At 41.4% G+C, this 23,256-nt stretch carries 24 protein-coding genes; 9 read left to right on the top strand and 15 right to left on the bottom strand.

Going from position 1 to position 23,256, the window contains the following annotated elements; translation table 11 throughout:
• Positions 1 to 73: 73 nt before the first annotated feature.
• From purD to dsbD, 10 genes are all read right to left on the bottom strand, one after another.
• Positions 74 to 1,363 (bottom strand): phosphoribosylamine--glycine ligase, encoded by a 1,290-nt coding sequence (gene purD / locus Q0A08_RS08625; protein WP_438466327.1) that lies wholly within the window; start codon positions 1,361 to 1,363, stop codon positions 74 to 76.
• A gap of 74 nt (positions 1,364 to 1,437) precedes the next feature.
• Entirely contained in the window at positions 1,438 to 3,015 is a 1,578-nt protein-coding gene (gene purH / locus Q0A08_RS08620; protein ID WP_438466325.1) for a bifunctional phosphoribosylaminoimidazolecarboxamide formyltransferase/IMP cyclohydrolase, read from the bottom strand.
• Positions 3,016 to 3,098: 83 nt separating this feature from the next.
• Positions 3,099 to 3,377: a DNA-binding transcriptional regulator Fis gene (gene fis, locus Q0A08_RS08615; RefSeq protein ID WP_046016774.1), complete on the bottom strand. Its 279-nt coding sequence runs from the start codon at positions 3,375 to 3,377 to the stop codon at positions 3,099 to 3,101.
• A 100-nt stretch (positions 3,378 to 3,477) separates the two neighbouring features.
• Positions 3,478 to 4,446 (bottom strand): tRNA dihydrouridine synthase DusB, encoded by a 969-nt coding sequence (gene dusB / locus Q0A08_RS08610; protein WP_438466322.1) that lies wholly within the window; start codon positions 4,444 to 4,446, stop codon positions 3,478 to 3,480.
• Positions 4,447 to 4,779: 333 nt separating this feature from the next.
• On the bottom strand, positions 4,780 to 6,060 hold the full coding sequence (locus tag Q0A08_RS08605; protein WP_438466321.1) for a zinc-ribbon and DUF3426 domain-containing protein: 1,281 nt from the start codon (positions 6,058 to 6,060) through the stop codon (positions 4,780 to 4,782).
• A gap of 148 nt (positions 6,061 to 6,208) precedes the next feature.
• Positions 6,209 to 7,096 (bottom strand): 50S ribosomal protein L11 methyltransferase, encoded by an 888-nt coding sequence (gene prmA / locus Q0A08_RS08600; protein ID WP_438466320.1) that lies wholly within the window; start codon positions 7,094 to 7,096, stop codon positions 6,209 to 6,211.
• 251 nt (positions 7,097 to 7,347) lie between these two features.
• Positions 7,348 to 8,688 (bottom strand): acetyl-CoA carboxylase biotin carboxylase subunit, encoded by a 1,341-nt coding sequence (gene accC, locus Q0A08_RS08595; protein ID WP_438466318.1) that lies wholly within the window; start codon positions 8,686 to 8,688, stop codon positions 7,348 to 7,350.
• Positions 8,689 to 8,708: 20 nt separating this feature from the next.
• The gene (gene accB, locus Q0A08_RS08590) at positions 8,709 to 9,158 is read right to left on the bottom strand and encodes an acetyl-CoA carboxylase biotin carboxyl carrier protein (RefSeq protein WP_438466316.1); all 450 of its coding nucleotides are present in this window, start codon (positions 9,156 to 9,158) and stop codon (positions 8,709 to 8,711) included.
• A 73-nt stretch (positions 9,159 to 9,231) separates the two neighbouring features.
• Complete coding sequence (gene aroQ / locus Q0A08_RS08585; protein WP_438466314.1) at positions 9,232 to 9,681, bottom strand: type II 3-dehydroquinate dehydratase; 450 nt, start codon at positions 9,679 to 9,681, stop codon at positions 9,232 to 9,234.
• Positions 9,682 to 9,824: 143 nt separating this feature from the next.
• Positions 9,825 to 11,633 carry a protein-disulfide reductase DsbD gene (gene dsbD / locus Q0A08_RS08580; RefSeq protein WP_438466312.1) on the bottom strand — a complete coding sequence of 603 codons (1,809 nt, stop codon included), beginning with the start codon at positions 11,631 to 11,633 and terminating at the stop codon, positions 9,825 to 9,827.
• Between the two features lie 121 nt (positions 11,634 to 11,754).
• On the opposite strand from dsbD, the gene Q0A08_RS08575 reads away from it, so the two are divergent.
• The 3 genes from Q0A08_RS08575 to Q0A08_RS08565 are packed head-to-tail and all read left to right on the top strand — an operon-like array spanning position 11,755 to position 14,225.
• A complete protein-coding gene (locus Q0A08_RS08575; protein ID WP_438466310.1) occupies positions 11,755 to 12,645 on the top strand; it encodes a hypothetical protein in 891 nt (296 codons plus the stop codon).
• A 12-nt stretch (positions 12,646 to 12,657) separates the two neighbouring features.
• Entirely contained in the window at positions 12,658 to 13,707 is a 1,050-nt protein-coding gene (locus tag Q0A08_RS08570) for a DUF2333 family protein (protein WP_438466308.1), read from the top strand.
• Between the two features lie 2 nt (positions 13,708 to 13,709).
• A complete protein-coding gene (locus Q0A08_RS08565) occupies positions 13,710 to 14,225 on the top strand; it encodes a GNAT family N-acetyltransferase (protein ID WP_438466306.1) in 516 nt (171 codons plus the stop codon).
• A 115-nt stretch (positions 14,226 to 14,340) separates the two neighbouring features.
• Here the strand turns inward: Q0A08_RS08565 and Q0A08_RS08560 are convergent, their stop codons facing one another.
• Positions 14,341 to 15,693 carry an anti-phage deoxyguanosine triphosphatase gene (locus Q0A08_RS08560; protein WP_438466304.1) on the bottom strand — a complete coding sequence of 451 codons (1,353 nt, stop codon included), beginning with the start codon at positions 15,691 to 15,693 and terminating at the stop codon, positions 14,341 to 14,343.
• Positions 15,694 to 15,812: 119 nt separating this feature from the next.
• Between Q0A08_RS08560 and Q0A08_RS08555 the strand changes: the two genes are divergently transcribed.
• The gene (locus Q0A08_RS08555) at positions 15,813 to 16,088 is read left to right on the top strand and encodes a LysR family transcriptional regulator (RefSeq protein WP_438466302.1); all 276 of its coding nucleotides are present in this window, start codon (positions 15,813 to 15,815) and stop codon (positions 16,086 to 16,088) included.
• Here Q0A08_RS08555 and Q0A08_RS08550 read toward each other — a convergent pair.
• The 4 genes from Q0A08_RS08550 to pabB form a co-directional block, all read right to left on the bottom strand.
• Complete coding sequence (locus Q0A08_RS08550) at positions 16,060 to 16,581, bottom strand: DUF523 domain-containing protein (RefSeq protein ID WP_438466300.1); 522 nt, start codon at positions 16,579 to 16,581, stop codon at positions 16,060 to 16,062. The genes Q0A08_RS08555 and Q0A08_RS08550 overlap by 29 nt on opposite strands.
• 94 nt (positions 16,582 to 16,675) lie before the next feature.
• Positions 16,676 to 17,410, bottom strand: a complete 735-nt coding sequence (locus Q0A08_RS08545) for a phosphoadenylyl-sulfate reductase (protein ID WP_438466298.1) — start codon at positions 17,408 to 17,410, stop codon at positions 16,676 to 16,678.
• Between the two features lie 142 nt (positions 17,411 to 17,552).
• Positions 17,553 to 18,197, bottom strand: a complete 645-nt coding sequence (locus tag Q0A08_RS08540) for a CoA pyrophosphatase (RefSeq protein WP_438466296.1) — start codon at positions 18,195 to 18,197, stop codon at positions 17,553 to 17,555.
• Positions 18,198 to 18,205: 8 nt separating this feature from the next.
• A complete protein-coding gene (gene pabB / locus Q0A08_RS08535; RefSeq protein WP_438466294.1) occupies positions 18,206 to 19,663 on the bottom strand; it encodes an aminodeoxychorismate synthase component I in 1,458 nt (485 codons plus the stop codon).
• Between the two features lie 90 nt (positions 19,664 to 19,753).
• Between pabB and Q0A08_RS08530 the strand changes: the two genes are divergently transcribed.
• From Q0A08_RS08530 to Q0A08_RS08510, 5 genes are all read left to right on the top strand, one after another.
• Positions 19,754 to 20,650, top strand: coding sequence for an alpha/beta fold hydrolase (locus Q0A08_RS08530; protein ID WP_438466293.1), 897 nt, complete (start codon positions 19,754 to 19,756; stop codon positions 20,648 to 20,650).
• Positions 20,651 to 21,019: 369 nt separating this feature from the next.
• Positions 21,020 to 21,544, top strand: coding sequence for a GspH/FimT family pseudopilin (locus tag Q0A08_RS08525; RefSeq protein WP_438466291.1), 525 nt, complete (start codon positions 21,020 to 21,022; stop codon positions 21,542 to 21,544).
• Positions 21,544 to 21,921 (top strand): hypothetical protein, encoded by a 378-nt coding sequence (locus tag Q0A08_RS08520; protein ID WP_438466289.1) that lies wholly within the window; start codon positions 21,544 to 21,546, stop codon positions 21,919 to 21,921. The genes Q0A08_RS08525 and Q0A08_RS08520 overlap by 1 nt, the downstream gene beginning before the upstream one ends.
• Positions 21,918 to 22,796 carry a hypothetical protein gene (locus tag Q0A08_RS08515; protein WP_438466287.1) on the top strand — a complete coding sequence of 293 codons (879 nt, stop codon included), beginning with the start codon at positions 21,918 to 21,920 and terminating at the stop codon, positions 22,794 to 22,796. The genes Q0A08_RS08520 and Q0A08_RS08515 overlap by 4 nt, the downstream gene beginning before the upstream one ends.
• Positions 22,796 to 23,245, top strand: coding sequence for a hypothetical protein (locus tag Q0A08_RS08510; RefSeq protein ID WP_438466285.1), 450 nt, complete (start codon positions 22,796 to 22,798; stop codon positions 23,243 to 23,245). Before Q0A08_RS08515 ends, Q0A08_RS08510 begins: the two co-directional genes overlap by 1 nt.
• Positions 23,246 to 23,256: the final 11 nt, after the last annotated feature.

Genomic DNA, 23,256 nt, shown 5'->3' with positions numbered 1-23,256 from the left:
CGTGACTTTGAAATCACGGTTTTTTTATGCTTAATAAAGCTAGGATCACTTTTTCAAACTAATCACTTTCAATTTAGTTTGATTGCTCACGCTTAATCGCTCTATGGGCAATGTCTGTTCTAAAGTAAACCTTGTCCCAGCTTACTTTATTGACAACATCATAAGCCGCTGCTTGGGCTTGTGAAACCGTGTCACCTAGAGAGACTGCACATAGAACTCGGCCACCATTAGTTACAACATTGCCATCTTGTTGGCATGTGCCTGCATGGAATATTTTTTGATGGCTAGGAAGTTGCACATCGTGGCCTGAAATAGCGTCACCTTTCGCATAAGCTTCAGGGTAGCCGCCTGCAGCAAGTACGACACCTACGCTAGCTCTAGGGTCCCAATCAGCTGAAACTTGATCTAGCTTGCCATTGATAGCGGCTAAACAGAGTTCAGTTAGGTTAGAGCGTAAACGCATCAAGATAGGTTGCGTTTCAGGGTCGCCAAAACGGCAGTTGTATTCCAATGTTTTTGGTGTGCCATCAGCAGCAACCATTACACCTGCATATAAGAAACCACGGTAACGGTTGCCTTCTGCATTCATGCCTTTAACGGTTGGCATAATGACTTCGCTCATGATGCGATCATGAATTTCAGGTGTCACGACAGGGGCTGGAGAGTAAGCACCCATGCCACCCGTATTTGGGCCTAGGTCGCCATTATCACGGGCTTTATGATCTTGGCTTGATGCTAGAGGGAGAACAATTTCGCCATCTACCATGCAGATAAAACTGGCTTCTTCACCGATTAAAAATTCTTCTATTACTACACGGCTACCAGCATCACCAAAACTGTTACCTTGAAGCATGTCTTCAACCGCCGCGATCGCTTCGGCTTCAGTTTGCGCTAAAATAACACCTTTACCTGCTGCTAAGCCGTCGGCTTTAACAACAATTGGTGCGCCTTGTTGCTTGATATAGGCAACGGCTTCGTCAATTTGAGTAAAGTTGCCATAAGCTGCTGTTGGAATGTTATGACGTGCTAAGAAGTCTTTAGTAAAGGCTTTTGAACCTTCAAGTTGAGCAGCTGCAGCGGTAGGGCCAAAAATAGCCAAGCCTGCTTTTTCAAAAGCATCTACGACGCCGATAACGAGCGGTGCTTCTGGCCCAACAATCGTAAGGTCAATTTTGTTTTCTAGAGCGAAAGCAACTAGAGCGTCTGTGTCAGTGACACCAATCTCAACATTTTCAACTTTATTTTCTAATGCGGTGCCAGCGTTACCAGGGGCAACGAAAACTTTATTAATATCGGATGCTTCAGCGACTTTCCAGGCTAGAGCATGCTCACGACCGCCATTACCAATAACTAATACTTGCATGGGATTTCTCCTAGCGATGACAGCTGGTGTTGTATACTAGCTGTCATCACAATGTTAATTAATATTTGTATGACTTAGTGACGGAAATGACGCATGCCAGTAAAGACCATTGCCATGCCAGCTTCATCAGCTGCAGCAATGACTTCTTCATCACGCATAGAGCCGCCAGGCTGTATAACTGCAGAAATGCCTGCTGCTGCCGCTGCATCAATACCATCACGGAAAGGGAAGAAGGCGTCAGATGCCATCACAGAACCTTCAACTTGAAGGTTTTCGTCAGCCGCTTTAATGCCTGCAATTTTAGCGCTATAAACACGGCTCATTTGACCTGCGCCGACACCAATTGTTTGGCCTGCTTTAGCGTAAACAATGGCATTGGATTTAACAAATTTAGCGACTTTCCAAGCAAATAGAAGATCATTTAGTTCTGCTTCACTTGGTTGACGTTTAGAAACAACTTTAAGGTCTGCCAAAGTGATGTTGCCATCATCGCGGCCTTGAACTAATAAACCACCATTAACACGCTTGTAATCAAGAGCTGCTGGCTTATCAGCTTGCCATTGACCACAGCTAAGAAGACGAACGTTTTGTTTTGCACTAACAATGTCAGCGGCTTCAGCGCTTACGCTAGGCGCAATGATAACTTCAACAAATTGGCGATCAACAATGGCTTTTGCTGTTTCTGCACCCAGCTCTTGGTTGAAAGCAATGATGCCACCAAAGGCAGAGGTTGGATCAGTTGCAAAGGCTTTGTCATAAGCTGCTAGTTGATTTTCAGCAGTAGCAACGCCACATGGATTCGCGTGCTTAACAATGACGCAAGCAGGTGTGGTGAAGCTTTTTACGCACTCAAGTGCTGCGTCAGTATCAGCAATATTGTTGTATGACAGAGCCTTACCTTGAATTTGTTTTGCTGTGCTAATAGAGGCTTCTTGAGGGTTAGCTTCAACATAGAAAGCGGCTTTTTGATGAGGGTTTTCGCCGTAACGCATTTCTTCTTGCTTGTTGAATTGCAAGTTAAAGGTACGAGCAAAGTCTTCGCTGCCACCAGGCACTTTTTTGCCTAGGAAGTTAGCAATAGCGCCATCATAATGAGAGGTATGCTCAAATGCTTGTACTGCTAGGTCAAAACGTTGTTCGTAGCTAAGGCCGCCATTTTCTTTCAGGCTAGCAAGAATGCCTTCATAATCATTCGGATTAACTACAATCGCCACATCTTTATGGTTTTTAGCAGCAGAGCGAACCATGGTTGGGCCACCAATGTCGATGTTCTCTATTGCCATAGGTAAGTCGCAATCAGGACGCTCAATAGTCGCCTCAAAAGGATATAGGTTCACAATCACCATATCGATTTCATCTATGCCATGCTCAGACATGATGTTTTTATCAAGATCACGGCGACCTAGAATGCCGCCATGAATCTTCGGGTGTAAGGTTTTTACGCGGCCGTCCATCATTTCAGGGAAGCCTGTGTAATCAGATACTTCAGTTGCTTTAACATTTGACTCTGTTAAAAGTTTAAAAGTACCGCCAGTAGACAGAATTTCAACACCTTGGGCAACGAGTTGCTCAGCAAAAGCAACAATACCGGATTTGTCGGAAACACTGATTAGAGCGCGTTTAATCGGGGTAACTGGGTTTTGATTTGCCATCGTGGATTTCTCAATTATTTATTTAGCCAAAGAACGGGGTAGAAAAACAAAAAAAGGGCGTTGAAAACGCCCTTTTTTGGAAACTATAACATGCCATACTGCTTTAGTTTTTTGCGCAGCGTGCCTCGGTTTAAGCCAAGGATAGCAGACGCTTTAGTCTGATTATCTTTCGTGAAGCTCATCACTGACTCTAGTAAAGGTGCTTCCACCTCTGCTAGTACTAACTGATATAAGTCAGTAATGGGTTGCCCATCAAGATGAGCAAAATAATTCTGTAACGCTCTATCGACATTGTCACGAAGTGTATGTGACTGTTCAGAAGAGGTTGATTGAAACGATTGAGTGTTAATTTGTTCTACCACTGAAAAACCTTTTAGTTTAAAGCTAACCAATTTCTAGCAAATAAAGCAAAAATGGGTGACGCTATTTTTGCTTTATCGACTATGTGCAAATTCTGTAGGACTATTGACCGACAAAAAAATCTTCTAATTCATCAAGCTGTTCACTCGTATTATCAATACGATTAAAAACAGCTCGAAATGTGCTCAGATCTGATAAAGTACGTAGGTACCAACCCACATGCTTTCTCGCAATACGAACACCTAAATAATCGCCATAAAATTGATGGAGTGCTGCTACGTGTGAAAGTACCAGTTGTTTTACTTCATCCAAAGTTGGCGCTGCAAGTTCTTCGTTGTGCTCTAAAAAGTGTGCGACTTCTCTAAATATCCAAGGTCTACCTTGAGCTGCGCGTCCGATCATGATGCCATCAGCACCGGTATAATCTTTCACAAATTTTGCTTTATGGGCATCATTAATGTCACCGTTTGCAAAAACAGGAATTGAGAGGGCCTGTTTAATTTCTGCTATGGTGTCATATTCAGCGTTACCTTGAAATTTACATGCTCGAGTGCGGCCATGAACTGCTAGGGCTTGGATGCCTATATCTTCTGCCATTCTAGCAATGCGTAAACCATTTTTTTGATCTTCACTCCAGCCAGTACGAATTTTTAACGTGACTGGTGTATCGACACTTTCTACTACCGCTTCCAGTATTTCTCGGACTAAAGCTTCGTCTTTTAATAGAGCAGAACCTGCTGCCTTATTACACACTTTTTTAGCTGGGCACCCCATATTGATGTCAATAATTTGGGCGCCAAGTTCAATGTTTTGACGAGCTGCTTGTGCCATCATGTCAGCATCTCCGCCAGCAATTTGAACTGACCTTGGTGATACTTCAGCATCATGTACAAGACGATTACGGCTTTTGTTTGTGTTCCATAATCTAACATCAGATGTAACCATTTCGGATACCACTAAACCCGCACCCTGCTGATGGCAAAGGCGTCGAAAAGGGATGTCCGTAATGCCTGCCATAGGGGCGAGAATTACAGGTGATGAAATAGAATAAGGACCGATAGCGAAAGCCATGATATTCCTGTTTACTGGTACGGTATTGTTAAAGATCAGTTACAGCGTCGAGCGGGCGTGAATAATACCTATGCCAAGGGTATTTTTGAAGTCTTGACATGCATAAAATTGACTGTTTTTTGTGCTTTTTTCGATTATTAGTTTAAAAAGTCTATTAAAACAATTAGCTTGAGTCTGATGCGAATTTTAGTCTTGATTTAATTGAAACGATAAAAAGTTGCTATTTGATGGTTTGGTTGAATTTCGAACAGCTGGTTTTGGTTGAAATTCTAGATTTATTCAAGTTATTTGACTTGGCGTTTCTCTTTAAACTGATAAAAGTAATTATCACATTTAGTAAGAGCGAGTTTCTGAACGGTATACTTTTAGTTTATGGGTAACGGCTGAGGCACCAGGGTCGGCAATCGGAATAACCAGGTGAATAGGTGTTTTTGGAGGCATATAGGTAATGTCTAAAAAGTCCTTATCGAGAAAGTCTTTTTGTGAAAAAAGGCGTGCTGCTACAGGGCTGCCATTTAAATCGTAAAATTCCATGGCGATTTTAGGCATGGGCTGCGAAAAATCACTATGATTTGTCATGATCGCATTAACTACTAATGCATTTTCTTTAGTTGGGTGGCTCTGCACTCTAACATGTTGGATATCGATAGCTTTGACGTCTTCAAAGATAGGTAGTACGCAGCCATAATAAGAGCACACAATATTATAGATAGGTCGAAATGAGGCAGAGCGACTGCCCGTTTCGTAGTTCACAATAATTAATTGAACCGCGCTTAAGATAATTAGAGTAAAGCAAGCAAGTGCCCAACGCCATGTATGTTTAGGTTTGGTATCGCCGTTTTCTTCCGGGTCATCCATTAGTTCCCCTAGGTTATGGGATACATCATGGTTAAATTGTAGGCTCTGACCACTATTATTGCCTTCTTGTTGAGAGACAGACTGGGCTAGCTCTTGCAGTGCTTGCATGTATTCTGGTTCTGCGGCGGGTCTAGCTGAACTTTCTTTTGTCTTTGGTGTTTGTAGGTTGGACGCTGTACTTTGCGGGCTAGTTAGGGTTTTAGCATCAAGGAAAAAGTCATCATCACTCATACTTAATGTTGGTTTAACAGATTTGTTAGTTTTAGAAGTATTGGTTTTAGCTTGATTTTGAGCGGCTTCAAGTTCTGCTAGCTCAAGTTCCCAAGGCGCTGGCTCTTTCTCTGCTTTTAATACCTTAGCATTTACTTTGCGAGGCTTATCAGTTTCTTTATTTGATGTTTTTTCACTGTTCTCAGGTGTTGCTAAGTCATCGTCTGAAATAAGTGTGTTTAGCCAATCTGGATTAACGATATCGTCATCATCTGCTGCCGTAAATAAATTTGGGCTATGGCCTTTGGGAGCTGCTTCTTTTGGTTTTGCTTTGACTACTTTTTTGTTTGGCGTTTTATGAGTAGGTGACGTGTTATTAGCTGTTGATGTTGTATTGTCCAGTGTTTGTGTTGCATGAGACTGTGCTTCGAAAATATGGAAGCATTGACCGCAGCGTACTTTACCTTTTGCCATAGTAAGTACGTCGGCACTTACTCGAAAAGCAGTGGAGCATTTTGGGCATTGGGTAATCATACTATCTGGCATAATAAAGCAATTCGTCTACTTGATTAAAATAATAAAAAGTTTTGCTTAAAAATATAAAAGTGAGCTTGTTAGAGCAAAAAACTATGTCAATAAAAGCCTTTCATTTATATTGCTTACCATGCTGGGCACGGTAAGCAATAGTGTCCGGTTAAGCATTTTTGGTTGCGACAATGCGGATCCAATCTTCTTTTTCAACGACTGACTCAATTGTAAACCAAGGGCTGTAGGCATCAATCACTTCTTGCGCTTGGTTTGATAAAATACCTGAAAGAGCCAGTTGGCCACCAGTAGCAACTAGTGCTGAAATAGTGTCAGCAAGTTGAGCTAGAGGGCCTGCCAAAATGTTAGCGACTACGATTTCAGCTTGCAGGTCGCTTTCATAAGGCGGTAGTTTTACTTCAATGCGGGTAGCATCTATTTTGTTGCGTTCTGCATTGTCTTGAGTGGCTTGCACTGCTTGAGGGTCAATGTCGATACCGACCATGTTGTTAGCCCCTAATAGCAAGCCAGCTATCCCTAAAATACCTGAGCCACAACCATAATCTATGATGGTTTTGTTATGACAATCTAGGTTGTCTAGCCATTCAAGGCAAAGTGCTGTTGTTGGGTGTGTGCCTGTACCAAAAGCTAAACCAGGGTCTAACATAAGGTTAACGGCGTCTGGATTAGGAATCTCACGCCAGCTTGGGCATACCCATAAACGTTCACCAAACTGAATAGGGTGGTAGCTATCCATCCATTCACGTTCCCAATCTTTATCCTCTAAAATCTCAATTTTAGTGGCTAAATCTGCATTAAGTTCGGTCGCTTTTTCATCGATTAAAGGGCGAATTTGTTCTATGTCAGCATCCGCTTCAAATAAGCCTGTGACACGGGTGTGGTTCCAAAGCGGTGTGGTATTTAATTCTGGTTCATAAACAGGGTCATCGTTGACGTCTTCAAATGTAACAACCATAGCGCCACACCCGAGCAAAAGGTCTTCTAGTTCTGGTACTTGTTCTGGCGTGCTCTGAACGCGGATTTGAAGCCAAGGCATATAATGTTTTCCTGTTTGTTATGCTTTTTAGGTGAAAAATTAACCTAATGATTTTGTTGATCAAGCTATGTAGAGTCAAAAACTACTGTTAACTTCCTGTTTAATCAAATAATAAAAGAACAGAAAGAGGGAGTATATTGATTTTATTTAAATAAAGCTGCTTGATAAACATGATTACGGCTCGAACTATCAAGGATAGTCGAGCCGTATTCTTAGCTTAACCTTTACTCAAAATGAAGTGTAGTAAAAGTTTATAGACCTAACTTCTTCTCAAGGTAGTGAATGTTAACACCGCCTTCGATAAAGTGTGGATCTGTTGCTAGTTCTTTTTGCAGTTCAATGTTGGTCTTGATGCCGTCGATGAAGGTTTCATCTAGTGCATTAGATAAACGTTTAAGTGCCGTTGTTCTATCGTCTGCATGGCAGATGATTTTACCTATCATGGAATCATAGGTAGGCGGAACAGAGTAGCCACTGTAAATGTGAGAATCAACACGGACACCCATGCCACCAGGAGCATGGAAGTAGTTGATCTTACCTGGGCTAGGCATGAAGGTTTTTGAATCTTCCGCGTTAATACGAGATTCAACCGCATGGCCGTTCAGTACTACGTCTTCTTGTTTGATTGAAAGTGTTAAGCCACTTGCAATGCGAAGCTGTTCTTTAACGATATCAACGCCTGTTACCATTTCGGTAACTGGGTGCTCAACCTGAACACGTGTGTTCATTTCGATAAAGTAGAAGCGGCCATCTTCATACAAGAATTCAAATGTACCTGCACCACGATAGTTAATCTCAATACAAGCATCAACACAGGCTTGTAAACAAGCTGCACGAGAAACTGGATCAAGGTGAGGTGCTGGCGCTTCTTCCAATACTTTTTGGTGACGACGTTGTAAAGAGCAATCGCGATCATATAGATGAACGGCATTACCTTGGCCATCAGCAAGAACTTGTACTTCAACGTGACGTGGGTTTGTTAGGAATTTCTCCATATAAACCGTGCTATCACCAAAGTAAGAACCCGCTTCAGATTGAGTGATGCTGATAGACTTAAGTAGGCTAGCTTCGTCGTGAACAACACGCATACCACGACCACCACCACCGGCAGCTGCTTTAACGATAATTGGGTAGCCAATTTCGAGTGCAATACGCTTACATTCTTGTTCATCGGTTGGTACTGGACCATTAGAGCCAGGTACTGTCGGAACACCCGCTTTACGCATGGCAACGATAGCAGATACCTTGTCACCCATTAGGCGAATTGTTTCAGCTTTCGGGCCGATGAAGGCAAAACCAGAGTTTTCAACTTGCTCTGCAAAGTCAGCATTTTCAGCTAAAAAGCCATATCCTGGGTGGATTGCTGTACTGTTTGTTACTTCAGCTGCACTAATAATCGCAGGAATGTTTAGGTAGCTTTTTGCTGATGGGTTTGGACCAATACAGATTGACTCATCAGCCAAGCGTACGTGCAGCAAATCACTGTCAATTTTAGAGTGGACAGCCACTGTTTTGATACCGAGTTCTTTACAAGCACGTAAAATACGTAATGCAATTTCACCACGGTTAGCAATCAAGACTTTATCAAGCATGATAGGACCTATTGAAGTAATTAAACGATAGTTACAAGCGGTTGGTCGAATTCAACAGCTTCGCCGTCTTCAACAAGAATTGCACCGATAGTACCTGATTTGTCAGCTTCGATTTGGTTCATCATTTTCATTGCTTCAACGATACAAATAGTATCGCCAGCATTTACTTTTTGGCCAACTTCAACGAAAACTTTAGAGCCTGGCGCTGGAGATCTGTAGTGAGTGCCAACCATAGGAGATTTAACTGCATGACCTGATACTTCAGGCGCTGCTGCTGGTGCGATTGCTGCAGGTGCTGCTGGAGCTGGTGCTGCCGCAGGCGCTGCTACTGGCGCAGGGGCTGCATAAGCGACAGGTGCTGCACCGCCGCGACTGATGCGTACTGCTTCTTCGCCTTCTTTAATTTCGATTTCGTATACATTGGATTCTTCCAATAGCTCGATCAATTTTTTGATTTTACGAATGTCCATGTTTTATCTCTTCTGTCTGTGTTTATTTTTCCAAAAAGTCTAAGCCTTCTGGTGTTAATTATGAGCGCGAACGCTAACTATGCTTATCTTGAGTGCAATAAGTCATAGCGAAATCTAGTGCATATTCATAACCTTTAGTGCCAAGACCACAAATGACGGCTTTGGCGACATCATTAAAGTATGAGTGGTGTCTAAATGGCTCTCGGGCATGAACATTAGAAAGGTGAACTTCGATAAAGGGCGTATCAATTGCTAAAATGGCGTCACGAATAGCGACACTAGTATGGGTAAAGGCAGCAGGGTTGATAATAATAAAGTCTACTGTGCCTCGAGCATCATGGATTCGATTAATGATGTCGTGCTCGGCATTGGATTGCATGAAATCCAATGTGTGCCCCGCATTTTGAGCTTGTTGAGTCAGTGTTTTTTCTACATCAGCTAGTGTTGTTGAACCATAAATTTCTGGTTCACGGGTGCCTAACAAATTTAGGTTAGGACCATTTAGCACTAAAAATGACGCCATACACTTTTCTCTTGATTGATAATTGACGTGAAATTATCGTTAAAAAGCAGGAATTTGTCTAGTTCTTCGGGAAAAAACACAAAAAATGTTTTTATTGTTTATTTTTCAATCTTTAGTAAACTCTTCGTTCGTTTTTCGTGTTACTAATTTTGCTTCAGGCTGTAATTAAGTCGATCGACTACTTCTTTTTTCGAGGGTTCGCCAACTAAAGCTATATCCTTTAAATGTTTACCTGCACCAGAGAAAAACAAAACACTGGGTGGCCCATATAATGAAAAAGCTTGCAGAAGGGCTTTGTTGTCGGCCGAGTTGTCTGTGACATCGGCTCTGACTAAGGTGAATTGATTTAACAGAGGGACGACATCCGGTGCTAAAAAGATTTCTTCTTCCATTACTATGCAGCTAATACACCAGTCAGCATAAAAGTCGAGCATGATAGGTTTGTCTTTTGGGTTGTTGGCGATGATGTTATCTAACTCTTCAAGAGAATAAATATCAGTAAAATTCAGTGCTTGAATGTCTGTTTTTGGCCCTGCTTGATTGAGGGTTAAATGGTGAAGCGGAGCTAAGGCATTGCGACCTCCAGATGCGCCGCCAATTGCTTGTAGCAGCGCTATCATAAGCATAATGATACCTAAGCCTAAGCGTAAAACATTATGTTTGTTTAGTTGGTAGCGCATGAGGAAATAAGCGCCTAAGAAAGCAAAGAATACGCTCCATATGATTAATTCGTAGTGACCTAAATTAAGGCGGCCAACTAACCAAATAGCCACGCCTAAAAGCGCAAATCCCATCAAAGCTTTAATGTCGTTTAGCCACTCTCCAGCACGAGGTAAAATTTTACGGCCAAATAATGCGACTAACAGTAAAGGCGTTGCCATGCCTAATGCTAAGACAAACATGAGCCCAGCCCCATAAAGAGGGTCTGCTTGAGCGCTGACGTATAAAATAATGCCAGCCAGAGGTGCAGATACACAGGGTGAAACAATCAAGGTAGCCACGACACCAGTGATAATGACACTGATGCTTTTGTGCTTACTGTTGCTATTACTCAGGTTCTCTAATTTGTTCTGTAAACGAGAGGGAAGCTTTATATCAAAAATGCCAAACATGGCGAGTGATAATAAGGCAAAGATACTTGCACTAATCAGCAGGACTGTGGGGCTTTGCAAATAAGCTTGTATGTTGTATTTGGTGCCAAAGAAGCCAGCTATTGCGCCTAAAGCGGCATAAGTAGACGCCATGGCAAAAATGTATAAAAGAGTATAGTAAACGCCTTGCCAAGGCTTTTTCTGCGAACCAACAACAATAGCTGAAACAATAGGCACCATAGGTAGTACGCAAGGGGTTAATGAGAGCAAAAGGCCCAAACCAAAGAGTGTCATTATGATAGTTAGGCCGCTGCCACTTTGAATTAGGTTAATGATTTCGCTGGTTTGTGATGGTGCAGGTAGTGCTGGATCTAGACTCAAAGTAGGTGAAATGGCTGACTGAGCTTTATTATTTGTAACGGTAACTTCAATTGGAAGAGATTGAGGAGGGTAACAAAGTCCTTTATCTGCGCAGCCTTGATACTTAACCTGGGTTTTGATTAACGTGCCAGCTGGTAGATTTTCATCATAAACTAGGGTTGCTTTGAATTGATCTCGATAGACGATGACATCGCCAAAATATGGGTCTGTTTTATCTAAACCTTGAGAAAAAGGGGCGAAGCGAATTTGGCTATTTAATTCACTTTGATCAACTAGTTTAAATTGGTGTTGATAAAGATAGTAACCATCAGCAATATCCCACATGACTTCAATCTGGTTGTTTTCTTTAGGACTAAAACTAAACTGAAATGCTTCTTGTACGGGTAAAAATTCATTTTTTGAATTAAATGGAAGTTTTAAATCCAATGCGTGCAATGATGCACTGGTTAAGAATAAAATAAGCAGGGTAAGGTATCGCATAAATTCCATCTGTATAGTGATGCTAAAATCTGAAACGGGCTAATGTTAACGTGTCAGACATATGATTGTGAAATTAGTTGCCAATAAAATGACTTTTTATGAAAGTTTTGAGGAGAGAAGTTTGAAATCATTGCTGGCGGTGTTTTTTATTTTATTATTGAGTGCTTGCCAATCAGTTTCTACAACACAAGTCAGCGCTGCTGAAAGTACTCTGCAGCCAGAGTCAGGCACAATAGTGTCTAAAGATGTTGGTAGTAACGCTGGTTTTATTTCAAATGTTAGTTTGAAGCAGGCTGTAGACGTAAAGCAAATTGATAGTTTAATGCAAGTTGAAGAGCTTGATGAAGAAAGTCTATTAGTTGTTGAGCCAAAGGTGATGACAGAGAAGCCTACCGATACTTCGATTTCATCAGACCCTATTACTTTGAGCTTATTAGAAAGAGGTGAGACTGCATTAGCGCAACAAAAGCTTCTTACGCCAGAAGATGATAACGCTAACCTGTATTTTCAAGCCGCTTTAGGCCGAGAACCTGATAACTCTTCTGCGCAGAATGGTATAAAAGAAATTATTCGCTATTACACCGCTTGGGCATTAGATAAGGCTAAGCAGGGACAAACAAGAAATGCTAATAAATATCTTGCTGCGGCAAGTTTTGTTGATGAAAGTGATCCTTTAATAATACAAACAAAGCGAGAGATTAAAGATTGGCGCGCAGGTATAAAGCGAACATCAAAAACGACACAAAATGCTCAAAATAAGTCAAAAAGTTTGCAAACAAAATTTTATTTGCCGCAGAACTTGTTTAGTTTGCCTGAAGCGCTTGTAATTCAAAAGTTACAACCAATTATTGATAGAATTGAGAAAGATCAACTTAATATTGAGATCTTTTGGCCGAATGATAAAGAAGCGAGACTGCTTTATCGCATTATCAATAGTCGTACGGAAGATTTTCGTGTACGTGGAATGATATATCGACGTGCACAACATATGATTGAAGTTAAACAAGGTTAAGGTGTAATTAACATGATGAAATTCGCAGATAAGTTGTCTTTTTTGCAAGGAGCTGGACGACTGTCTAGTGTGGGGAAGTGGATCGCCATACTTGTTGGCGTATTGTGTATTGCCTGGACCGCTCTGGGTGTTTATTGGAGTAATGAACCTGATCAGTTTGATGTCGTGTCAGCGGCAAAGCAACAGGCAGAACAGAGAGGTTACCTTAATAACAGTAAAAAGCTTGTGGTAGGTTATACCACAACGAATACTCTCTATACCTTGGTGGATACCTTGCTTGAAAAGCCTGGTGGTTTTTTAAGCAATGATATATTACCGCCTGGTGCTTTAGTTGATAATATTCCTGCTTGGGAGTTTGGCGTACTTGTGCAGGTACGTGACTTGTCTCGTGCATTACGTAAAGATTTTAGTCGCTCTCAGTCTCAGTCAACAGAAGACCAAAATCTTAAGGTTGTAGAGCCACAGTTTAACTTTGATCATACTAGTTGGGCGCTTCCTTCTAGTGAAAGTGAATATCAACGTGGTAATGAAGAGCTTTTAAAATACCTTGATAGACTTGCTGTACGCGGCGAAGGTGGTGCTCAATTTTATGCTCGCTCAGATAATTTGCAAAACTGGTTACAAGATGTTGAAACGCGTTTAGGTAGTTTGTCTCAGCGCTTGTCAGCAAGTGTTGCTCAAACACGTGAAAATACAGATCTTGCCGGTGATGCTAACGCTCAGCAATCGACTCAAGAAATGTCTCAACAAAAAGTAAAGACACCTTGGCTTAAAATTGATGATGTTTTTTATGAGGCGAGAGGCGCTAGCTGGGCTTTGATTCATATGCTTAGGGCTGTTGAAGTCGACTTTGTCTTTACTCTACAAGATAAGAATGCGTTGGTAAGTTTGCGACAAATTATTCGTGAATTAGAAGCAAGTCAGGCGACCGTCTGGTCTCCAATGATATTGAATGGTAGTGGTTTTGGTATGTTAGCTAACCACTCTTTGGTTATGGCATCTTATATTTCACGTGCAAACGCAGCCATTATTGACCTTCGTCGTTTGTTAGAGCAAGGCTAGTTGTGACGCTATTAAAGCAGGGGCATATTCGACTCGCTGAGTTGGAAGATGCCCCTGATATCCTATCTATTTATAATCAAGCGATTGAGACAGGGTTAGCCACAGGACACTTAACACCTATTAAACTATTAGATGTATTGGACTGGTTAGAAGCTGGGCATCTAGAGAGACCTTTCTGGGTTTTTGAGTATGAAAATTCAATTTTGGGTTGGGCTAATGTTGATGATTTTCATGGGTTACCGACTTTTTCAGATTGTGTTGAAGTAGGGGTTTATGTTTGCCCAGAGAATCATAGGCGTGGGATAGGAAAGGCACTGCTCAATCGGCTTGAAAAAGATATGACGCTATTGGGTGTTTCTCATCTTATGGCATTTGTTTTTCAAGCAAACAAATCTAGCTTGGCTTTGTTTGATTTACATGGATTTGAAGAATGGGGTTTATTGCCCAAAGCCGCAAAAGTATCGAGCCAACAATTTGATATTTGCCTTTTGGGTAAGCGTTTAAAAACTGAGGTTTAGAACACTGAGTATTTAAACAATGGATGCAAGAGAGCTAAGCAAGATACCTTGTTATTAAAAAAGGGCCATTGGCCCTTTTTTTGTGCTTGTAAAATGAATCCCTTAAATAGGCTAACTACATCGGTTCGAAAACAGAACCAAGGCTAGGGACGAAAAGCTTGTTATAAAGGCGACTGGCGTAATCATCCGTCATCGAAGCCATATAGTCACATATAATTCTGTGGCCGTTTTTGTCTTTAGTCTCGGCCTCTAGCCATTCGATTGCCAAATCTTGTGGTAGCAATCTTTGTGGATCAGCACTTAGTGCTTCAAACATTTCAAGTAACATTTGTTGACCCTTATAAACCAACATTTGCACCTCGGGTTTGAAGATGATGTGCTTCATTTCAAATGCTTTTAGTGCGTTAAGTGCTGTGGCTTCAGGTACTGGAAGCTTTGCTTGAAACCTTAGAAGGGGGTGTTCGAAACTTGAGTTTTCAGTGATTTGACATGAGGTGATGAAATGACTGACTAAAAAACCGATAGCATCTTTTCTAAGGTGGCTTTTTCCACTAAAAAGCTTATCTCGTATCATTGCAATATTGTCATCTAGTGCAGTACATCCGGCCTCGAGAAGTTTAGGTTCTAAGTGGGTTTGCCACATGCTTAGAGTAACCATACCAAGCACTATGGCATCTTCAAGGTCATGGACCCCATAAGCAATGTCATCGGCAAGATCCATAATGCTGGTATCAAAACCTGAATGGCATGATTTAGCGTGGCGGCTACCTGGTTGTTTATTTATTTGTTTAAAGGCATTTCGATCTGATTGAGAAAAGGGGGCTAAAATCCAGTCAAGTAAGTCCTTTTCATCATTGTAAACACACTTAGGCGGCGACCAAAGTACAGCTTTGAATTGGCGGAAAGAGGCTTGCTTTGCTTCATATTCGCCAACAACGTCTTGGTGTACCACTGGGTATTTTAAAATACCTAATAAGCTTCGGCGGGTAACATCCATGCCAAACTCTAGAGAGTAAGATCCTCGTTTACCAAGAATGCGTAAAGACTGAGCGTTGCCTTCAAAACCTCCGTGCTCTGTCATCAGGTAATTTAGCGCAACTTCTCCACCATGACCAAAGGGTGGGTGACCAATATCATGGCTTAAGCATATGGTTTCGATTAAAGACTCATCCGGTAGCCATGCTTGAAATTCTGCATCCTCAAAACTAGCGCTACGTAAGTGGTGCACTAATCCATTGCCGATTTGAGCGACTTCTAAAGAGTGGGTTAATCTAGTACGACTATAGTCATTTTGACGTATAGCGAGTATTTGGGTTTTGGATTGCAGCCGTCTAAAGGCTGCACTGTGAATGATTCTCGCCCTGTCCCTTTGATAAGGTGTTCTATAGTCATTATCTCTCGACTCAATTGGACCTGATTGACGCTCTTGCCATACATTGAACATATTCTGGGGTGCAGAATCAGTCACTTTTGGATCTCCTCGTTAAGGATTTGGGCAGTTAGCCTTCATCTTTCACGAAAAGACGATTTAGGTCAATGTTCGTTATAAATAGAGCTGCCATAATTTGAGCTTATATTTGAAATCTTATGGATGACGCCGTGTTAAACAGCCAACATTTAATTACGTTTAAACTTTTGGTGGAACAAGAAAGTTTTACCCAAACAGCACGTTCACTAGGCATAACTCAACCAGCAGTTAGTCAGCATATTCAAAAGTTAGAGCAAGAGCTTGGGCGAGTATTATTAATTCGTCATGGCCGTAAAATTGAGCTGACACTAGCGGGTAAAACCCTGTATCAGCATGCTCAAGACTTAGAAAAGGAGTATCTGGACCTTATGACTCGCTGGCCACAGACAGCTTAGATAAGAGGTGTTCTTGTTCTATCGAGTTAAGGTATTGCTCAGCTTGCTCTAACTGGTTTTCATTAAACACTTTAACCTGAAGCTTATTAAGTGCTGCGGCCGTAATACCTTGGCCAGGTATTTTTGTGCCCGAGAATTGACCGTTATAGATGTGATTGTTACCGCAAGAAGGACTGTTAGCTTTAAGAATGGCAAGTTTAATATCTTCTTTAACAGCAAGATTGCAGGCCAGCTGAGCCCCTTTTTCAAATGCTTGAGTGACCGTTTCACCATCAATGGTCATGACTTCAAGGTAGTTGCTTGATTGTTTATCTGAAATGATTTCTGCTGCTGCTCTAGGAGTACTTAAACCGCCTGCAACTTCAGGGCAAACACTGACTAAACGGCCTTCTTCTTGCCATTTTTTCCAGATTAAAGAGGGTAGCGCATTATCCTTGCCATCGTATCGAACAGGGTGTCCATCAAGGCAGGCGCTTACAAGAATTTTGTACATATAATAGGGCTTTTCGTTAAAACTCTATGATAGCACTACAAACAATAAAGAGAAGCTTAGTGGAATAAGCTTCTCTTTATTAAGTCTGAAGAAGTTATTGATTATTGACTGGGATAAGGTTTGAAGCGTGTAGGCCACATTCCTTATGCTCAGATTCTTCCCACCACCAGCGACCTTCTCTCTCATGCTGATTAGGAAGTACAGGACGAGTGCAAGGTTCACAACCAATACTGATATAGCCTTTTGCGTGTAGCTCGTTGTAAGGTACATCAAACATCTTGATGTAATTCCAAACATCTTCAGATGACCAATTTGCAAGAGGGTTAAACTTGTATAAAGGCTTATCTTCTAGGCTAAACGCATCGTCAAGCTCTGCGATAGCAAGTTGAGTTCGTGTGCCATGGCTTTGATCTTTACGTTGGCCTGTAATCCATGCATCAAGTGTGTGTAACTTTTTACGCAGAGGGGCAACTTTACGAATGCCACAGCATTCTTTATGGCCATCATCAAAAAAGCTAAATAGGCCTTTTTCACGGGTAAAGGCTTCTAAAGCTTCACGATCAGGGCTTAAGATATCGATTTTTAAGTTATAGTGTTTTCTAACTTGTTCGATAAAACGATAAGTTTCTGGGTGCAGACGTCCAGTATCTAGAGAGAATACTTGAATATCCTTTTTGGCTTTTACGGCCATATCAATTAATACAACATCTTCAGCGCCACTAAATGAGATAGCAATGTTGTCGAATTCTTTTAATGCGTTGTGAATAATTTTTTGTGCCGCATCTTCCGTGTTTGCTTGGGTGAAAGCATCTAAATCAAATGGTGTCATTGTATTGCGCCTAAATGGTTAGCCTCTTTTAGCGCAACCATAGCAAGATGTGACACGCTAATGAAATAAGAAAGCACACTAACCTTATGCTTTCTTGGATTAACTGTGAGAATGATTTTTATTTATCAAAACAGTGGTTTAATTAGCTCTCATTTGTGAGTGCTTGGTATAGGCAATATAAGATTCCGGCCGTTACACCCCAGATATGAATATTTTCATAAGTAACTTCAAAAAATCCTCTGGGCTTGTCGGCGAGTATTCTATGTTCAAATTTGAAGTTCTTCGGATTGAGCAAATAATCCAAAGGAACCCAATAAGCTGACTCAACCTCATCATAACAAATCATGATAGGTGTGAGCTTTGTTACTTCTGCGATGACAGGGCTGACACAGAAACCAGAGGTGGTGAAATAATCACCGAGTTGACCAATAACATTAAAGTTTTGTGGCTTAAGGCCAACTTCCTCTTCTGTTTCTCTAAGAGCCGTGGCAATCACTGTGGCATCGGTCGCATCCATTTGGCCACCAGGAAAGGCAATTTGACCTGGGTGGTTACGCATGTGCTTCGCTCTTTGCGTTAATAACACTTGCAAACCTGCGGTTGGCGAATGCCAGATAGGTAATAGGACTGACGCAGGTTTAAAGGTTAAATCATATTCACTCGGTGCTAATTTCTGATCTGGGTTCTGAACGTCAGGTGTGTAAAATTTGCTATCAAGCGCCCGCGAGATCTCTTCGATACTCGGAGAGATCGCAGGGGAAGCCAAAAATGTTTCTACATCCTTCATAGTATCCCTTAACTTAGAAATTCTGTTTCCAAAGTATGGGTCAAACGCTTCACTTTTGTGAAAGTTTCACGAAATTCTTCTTCGCATTGAGAGTCGGCAACAAGGCCTCCTCCGGCCCAACAGTGTATGTTTTCTTTATCGGCAACCAAGCTTCTAATTGTGATGCTTGAATCCATTTGCCCATTTAAACTGAAGTATGCAATTGATCCGCAATAAACCGAGCGCTCGTGCGGCTCTAGCTCATCTATGATTTGCATCGCTCTAATTTTTGGTGCGCCTGTTATCGAACCACCCGGAAAGCTATGTCTAAACACATTAAAGTGCTTGTGCTTTTCTTGGATACTGCCGGTAATTGTTGAAACAAGATGATGGACATTTGGGTAAGTTTCTAGGGCAAATAGCTTAGGCACTTTAATTGATCCTGTGTCACAGGTTCGTCCCATGTCATTACGTAGCAAATCGACTATCATCAAGTTTTCTGCTTTATCCTTAGTAGAATTTAGCAATTCTTGTGCCAATGCTTCGTCTTCTGCTGGTGTTTTGCCTCTAGCTCGAGTGCCTTTTATTGGCTTTGACTCTACTTTGCCTTGATCAACTTGCAGAAAACGCTCTGGTGAATGGCTTAGTATGCTCCCCAGTTTATCGATTTCCATATAGGCTGAAAACGGCGTAGGGCAGCTTTTTCGTAGACTTTGGTAAGCCTGTAGCGTATCACCTAGGTATTGGCTGCTAAAACGTTGGGCTAGATTGACCTGATAGCAGTCACCCGCTTGAATATACTGCATGACTTTTTCAAATTTAGCCGCGTATTCATTGGTTTGCATATTAGATTCAAAGTGACGCTTAAGCTCGAATCTAGTCTTAAGCGGATCGGTTGAATCTGGGCTTGTATTGCATTCATTTTGTAACTTAGTCTGAGCGCTTTTGAATATCTCATAGCGAGCTAAAATATCCTGAACTTGCTCTTCTTGACACCAGGGCGTGTGCATTAAAATAGTCTGTTTTGTTTCATGTAGACTGATAATTGCCCAACCATAAAGGCCAGCCTGAATAATAGGCAGGTTAACATCGTGTGCTACTGTGTTGGGCAAACTCTCAACAAAGTGACCACCATCGTAACCAAAATAGCCAACGAGTCCGCCAGTGAAGGGCAGCTTTTCGTCTGCTTCCTTTGCCCAGTCGAATTGACATGCTTTATTTATGACGTCTTCAATGCCTTCCATTACTGGTAAAGAGTCATCAAGATCAAATAAGGGCAGATCACGCCATTCAAGTTGGCAATGTGTATCATTTAGGTGCGCGCTTAGCTTGGCTAAGGGGTCTGCAACTAGAATATCACACTTGGTATCTGGGAAATGAGGGTGATTACTGTCTAACAGTATAGGCTGTGGTAGATCTCGATAAAAAGGGTAAAGGTGAAAGAGTTCCTCAAAGTAAGGAAGATTTACAAGCTTAATATCTGTCATAATAATATCGAAACAAGAAAAAACGCTATTGTATCGACTCTCGCTCATCAGTGGTATCACTTGAACGTCATTCACAAAGGAATATTCCCATTGTCCCAAGTTTTTTATCTTAATCTTACTAATACTAAGCTTGCCTATCGAGTTTATGAAAACCCCAATGTTTCAGTTCAGCGCACAGGTGTCTTTATTCATGGGGCTGGTGTGGGTGGTGAAATTACTTGGTCTGCCATTATGGAGCACTTATCTAGCTGGAATAAAATTATAGTGCCTGATTTAAAAGGTATGGGTGACACCTATGCCCACCATCAATCAGAAGAAGCAGTATCTATTGATACTTTGACTGAAGAGGTATGGCAGCTAATTGAGCATTTAGAATTAAAGCACTTTGATTTAGTTGGTTATTCATTAGGTGGTCTAGTATCGCTTAAGCTTAATCAGGTCTTAGCTCAGCAGCATAAAACGGGTAAAAATCTCGATTTGGCGATTAATAAAATGTGCCTATTGGAGCCTGCAAGCTTAGATAGACAAGATAATAATGAGTTGCTTGCTCTGAGAGAAAATTATAAAAAAGCCGCTAAAACTATTCGTGAAACAGGTGATGTGGAACTGGGCATAGCTCATTTTGTTGACAGCGTTGCACCAAATAGACGTAAATATCCTATTGCAGAGGCAACGACGCAGTCCCGTTTAGCACACAGAGCGGATGGCTTCTCTTATGCGTTGGATGCAGTAACAGATTATGTTCAACTTGATACACATGAATTAAGAGCCAATTTATTAAAACTTGCACCGCCAACGCTATTACTTGCGGGTGACTTAAGCCACATCGCTTTGAAGCAACATTATGAGGCGCTTGCACAGCAACACCCTGGTTGGGCTTTTGAGCTGTTATCTGGCTGTGATCATTCTTTACCTTTTCAAAAGCCCAGGCAGATCGCCAAGAAAATGAATAAATGGTTTACTAGTGAGAAAATTGTACAGTCTTAAATTTGAGCAAGATCAAAGGCTTGAGTTGATACTAAAGACTTATAGGGCACGCTTTATTGACTCGAGGTAAATCTCATTTTAGGGTATTAACGGCTCTTACAGGGCTTAATAATACATTAGTGTTGCTAGGGAACCTGCGATAAAGTCACCTCTTCTCAGTCTTTTCAGAAAGATCCGAAGGGCGTGGTCTAAAAGCCCTATCTTTACGTTGAAGAGCTTATCAATAGAATCACTATTAAGTTGTGCTCCTCGCCATAAATCTAGCGGCTTTTATCCACACGCTGAGGCGGGAGGACTTTTTCGCAGGTTCTCTAGGTATGAATTAACACTGATCTTAGTTTTAAAACGTTGGAAACAAGGAGGTTTCCTATGTCTTTAAACGCTAAGCGCGAAAGGCATGCTTTTACCTTGGTAGAAATGTTAATTGTGCTTGTCATCTTAGTGGTTATGGCTAAACAGGTTTTAGGATCAAGCTTAAGTCACTGGTTTGGCCAAACTGATTATGAAAAATTATTGGCTGCTCAGCAAAGTTTAGCTCGTGGATTAAATATTGCTCGTCAGTACGCCGTGCAAGCTAAACAAACTATCTCTCTTTGTGCAGGCGATTATCGAAATCAAGAGTGTGAAGGGGATTGGTCATTAGGTTGGTTTATTCAATCTGATACCGCGATTAAGACCTACCATTTATTCCCATCGGGCATCTCTATTGTCTGGTCTGGATTTCCGGCTGCTAAACAGCAGATCGATTTTTATCAAACAGGCTATTCAGGCTATCAAAATGGCACATTTTATCTGTGTCAGTTTGGTTTAATTGCTCGTATTGTTGTCAATCAAAGTGGGCGTTTTTACCTTCACCCTGTGAGTGAGTCGTCAGGCTCAGTTGAGGGCTGTTAATGAGGTCAACTTTCATAAGAGTCAGACACGCTTCTAAAGCGAGCTCATCAGGTTGGGTGCTGATAGAAACCTTAATGAGTTTAGTGATTTTTGCTTTGGTTATTGGTTTGTTAAATCAGCAAAATGAGAAAGAATTTGAACAAATTCAAGTGCTCAAGTCGTCCGTTAAAAAAGACTATCGAGATCAGCAGTTATTAACAGTTCGTCGACTCAAACAAGATTATTTATGGCTTGAAGCAAGCTTTGAAACGGGAGGGGCTAGCGAGTGCGTAACGTGCTCTCAAGCATCTTTAGATACTTGGTTTCTTCATTGGATCGCACCGATTGGTACAGTTGAATTTTTATCGAGTGAGCTAATGTTTGGAGTTCATGAGTGAAGCCTCAACTTTCCGCCAGTACTTTTTCTGGTTATTTGATGTTTGAGCTAGCGGTTTCAATGCTTGTTCTTATGGTGCTCATGCAACTGCTATTGCCTGTTTTAGCAAGCGTTAGGCAGCAAGCCAATACCAAAGGCCGATTGCTATCTCGGATTGAACTAGAGGCCGCTGTGATGGACCACTTTCAATCACAGCTTGCACCGATGTTTTGGCGAGGATGTGGCAATGCGTCTGGCTTAACTTTCACTATTGGAGCTGCTAAGCAAACACTGCCGGAGCGTATTGATAACAAAGCAGTAATAGCACAAAGCGATTGGCTCAGTGCTGCACATCTAGGTGTTTGTGCTTATCCTATTCAGGTAACGAGCTTGTCTGAAACAATTCCTTATACCTGTGAATGGACAGATGAGGTGATTTTTTCAAACTGTGATATGTCGTCACAAGGCGTGGTGGAACAAGTTGGAAGTAGTAGTACAGATTTAACATTCTATGATTCAGAAGTGCTTGGCAGAAGTGGTCTTGTATTATCAAAGCAAACTTTTATCTGGTATTTGGCTCCAGGTAAGCTAGAGGATGCTTTTTGGCATACACCAGGAGAGTTGGGCAATTCTCTTGAACTCTGGAGTGGTATTCGCCATATGTCATTTTATCCCTTATTGGATAGGGACTCTGATGGTACTTTTGACACAATGACAGTTGAATATGGGACATATCCTACCTCCCAGTTAAAAGGCTTATGGGTAGAGTTAGCTGTAGCAGAGAAGGTGTGCTCTCAAGAAGAGAAAAGTATTGAACAAGAGTTTGTAAATTACAGAGGAGAGGTTTGGCACTTCTACCCAAAATGTGAGTTCATTATTCGCTTTGTGGTGAGCTGATGTATCGACCTAAAATAAAAGCGGCTTTTATTAGTTTACCTGTTCTTCTCTTACTTTTATTTGTGATCTCGCTTTCTTATCAATTTAATCAGAAACAGGCTCAGCAAAGGCAATGGCGTTATCAACAAACAAAGGTACTAAAAGAGCAATTCATATGGCAGGCCTTTGAATTTCAAGTGGTTTCAAAAGTCATCTCTAGCCAAGCGAGTACGTCTGTGTGTGCTAGATTTTGTGAATTAGAGATTGATGAAATAACCACAGCTGCTTGGCCTAATACTTATCAATATCAGGGCGAAGCACTGGTTTGGCTCTTTGAAAAGTATCTAGGAGATAAGGATAGATACAGACTTTGTGCTAAAGCGGTTTTAAATCCCATGATTCATTGTTGGTGGTTAGAGCATGCTGATGGGCAACTGTATTGGTTTGCGAGTTTACCCATCAATCATTAGAAGTATTAGAA

The sequence above is a fragment of the Marinomonas sp. PE14-40 genome (genome assembly GCF_051623805.1).
Taxonomy (GTDB): Bacteria; Pseudomonadota; Gammaproteobacteria; order Pseudomonadales; family Marinomonadaceae; genus Marinomonas.
This window is presented reverse-complemented; position numbering and strand designations above follow the sequence as displayed.

What these genes read in the sequence shown, in the direction of transcription:
- Q0A08_RS08570 (WP_438466308.1), top strand. Translation starts at nt 12,658, where the DNA reads ATGATGAAATTCGCAGATAAGTTGTCTTTTTTGCAAGGAGCTGGACGA.
- accB (WP_438466316.1), bottom strand. Translation starts at nt 9,158, where the DNA reads ATGGACATTCGTAAAATCAAAAAATTGATCGAGCTATTGGAAGAATCC.
- Q0A08_RS08525 (WP_438466291.1), top strand. Translation starts at nt 21,020, where the DNA reads ATGTCTTTAAACGCTAAGCGCGAAAGGCATGCTTTTACCTTGGTAGAA.
- accC (WP_438466318.1), bottom strand. Translation starts at nt 8,688, where the DNA reads ATGCTTGATAAAGTCTTGATTGCTAACCGTGGTGAAATTGCATTACGT.
- dsbD (WP_438466312.1), bottom strand. Translation starts at nt 11,633, where the DNA reads ATGCGATACCTTACCCTGCTTATTTTATTCTTAACCAGTGCATCATTG.
- prmA (WP_438466320.1), bottom strand. Translation starts at nt 7,096, where the DNA reads ATGCCTTGGCTTCAAATCCGCGTTCAGAGCACGCCAGAACAAGTACCA.
- pabB (WP_438466294.1), bottom strand. Translation starts at nt 19,663, where the DNA reads ATGACAGATATTAAGCTTGTAAATCTTCCTTACTTTGAGGAACTCTTT.
- Q0A08_RS08545 (WP_438466298.1), bottom strand. Translation starts at nt 17,410, where the DNA reads ATGACACCATTTGATTTAGATGCTTTCACCCAAGCAAACACGGAAGAT.
- purD (WP_438466327.1), bottom strand. Translation starts at nt 1,363, where the DNA reads ATGCAAGTATTAGTTATTGGTAATGGCGGTCGTGAGCATGCTCTAGCC.
- purH (WP_438466325.1), bottom strand. Translation starts at nt 3,015, where the DNA reads ATGGCAAATCAAAACCCAGTTACCCCGATTAAACGCGCTCTAATCAGT.
- aroQ (WP_438466314.1), bottom strand. Translation starts at nt 9,681, where the DNA reads ATGGCGTCATTTTTAGTGCTAAATGGTCCTAACCTAAATTTGTTAGGC.
- Q0A08_RS08520 (WP_438466289.1), top strand. Translation starts at nt 21,544, where the DNA reads ATGAGGTCAACTTTCATAAGAGTCAGACACGCTTCTAAAGCGAGCTCA.
- Q0A08_RS08605 (WP_438466321.1), bottom strand. Translation starts at nt 6,060, where the DNA reads ATGCCAGATAGTATGATTACCCAATGCCCAAAATGCTCCACTGCTTTT.
- Q0A08_RS08540 (WP_438466296.1), bottom strand. Translation starts at nt 18,197, where the DNA reads ATGAAGGATGTAGAAACATTTTTGGCTTCCCCTGCGATCTCTCCGAGT.
- Q0A08_RS08550 (WP_438466300.1), bottom strand. Translation starts at nt 16,581, where the DNA reads ATGTACAAAATTCTTGTAAGCGCCTGCCTTGATGGACACCCTGTTCGA.
- Q0A08_RS08555 (WP_438466302.1), top strand. Translation starts at nt 15,813, where the DNA reads ATGGATGACGCCGTGTTAAACAGCCAACATTTAATTACGTTTAAACTT.
- dusB (WP_438466322.1), bottom strand. Translation starts at nt 4,446, where the DNA reads ATGGCTTTCGCTATCGGTCCTTATTCTATTTCATCACCTGTAATTCTC.
- Q0A08_RS08510 (WP_438466285.1), top strand. Translation starts at nt 22,796, where the DNA reads ATGTATCGACCTAAAATAAAAGCGGCTTTTATTAGTTTACCTGTTCTT.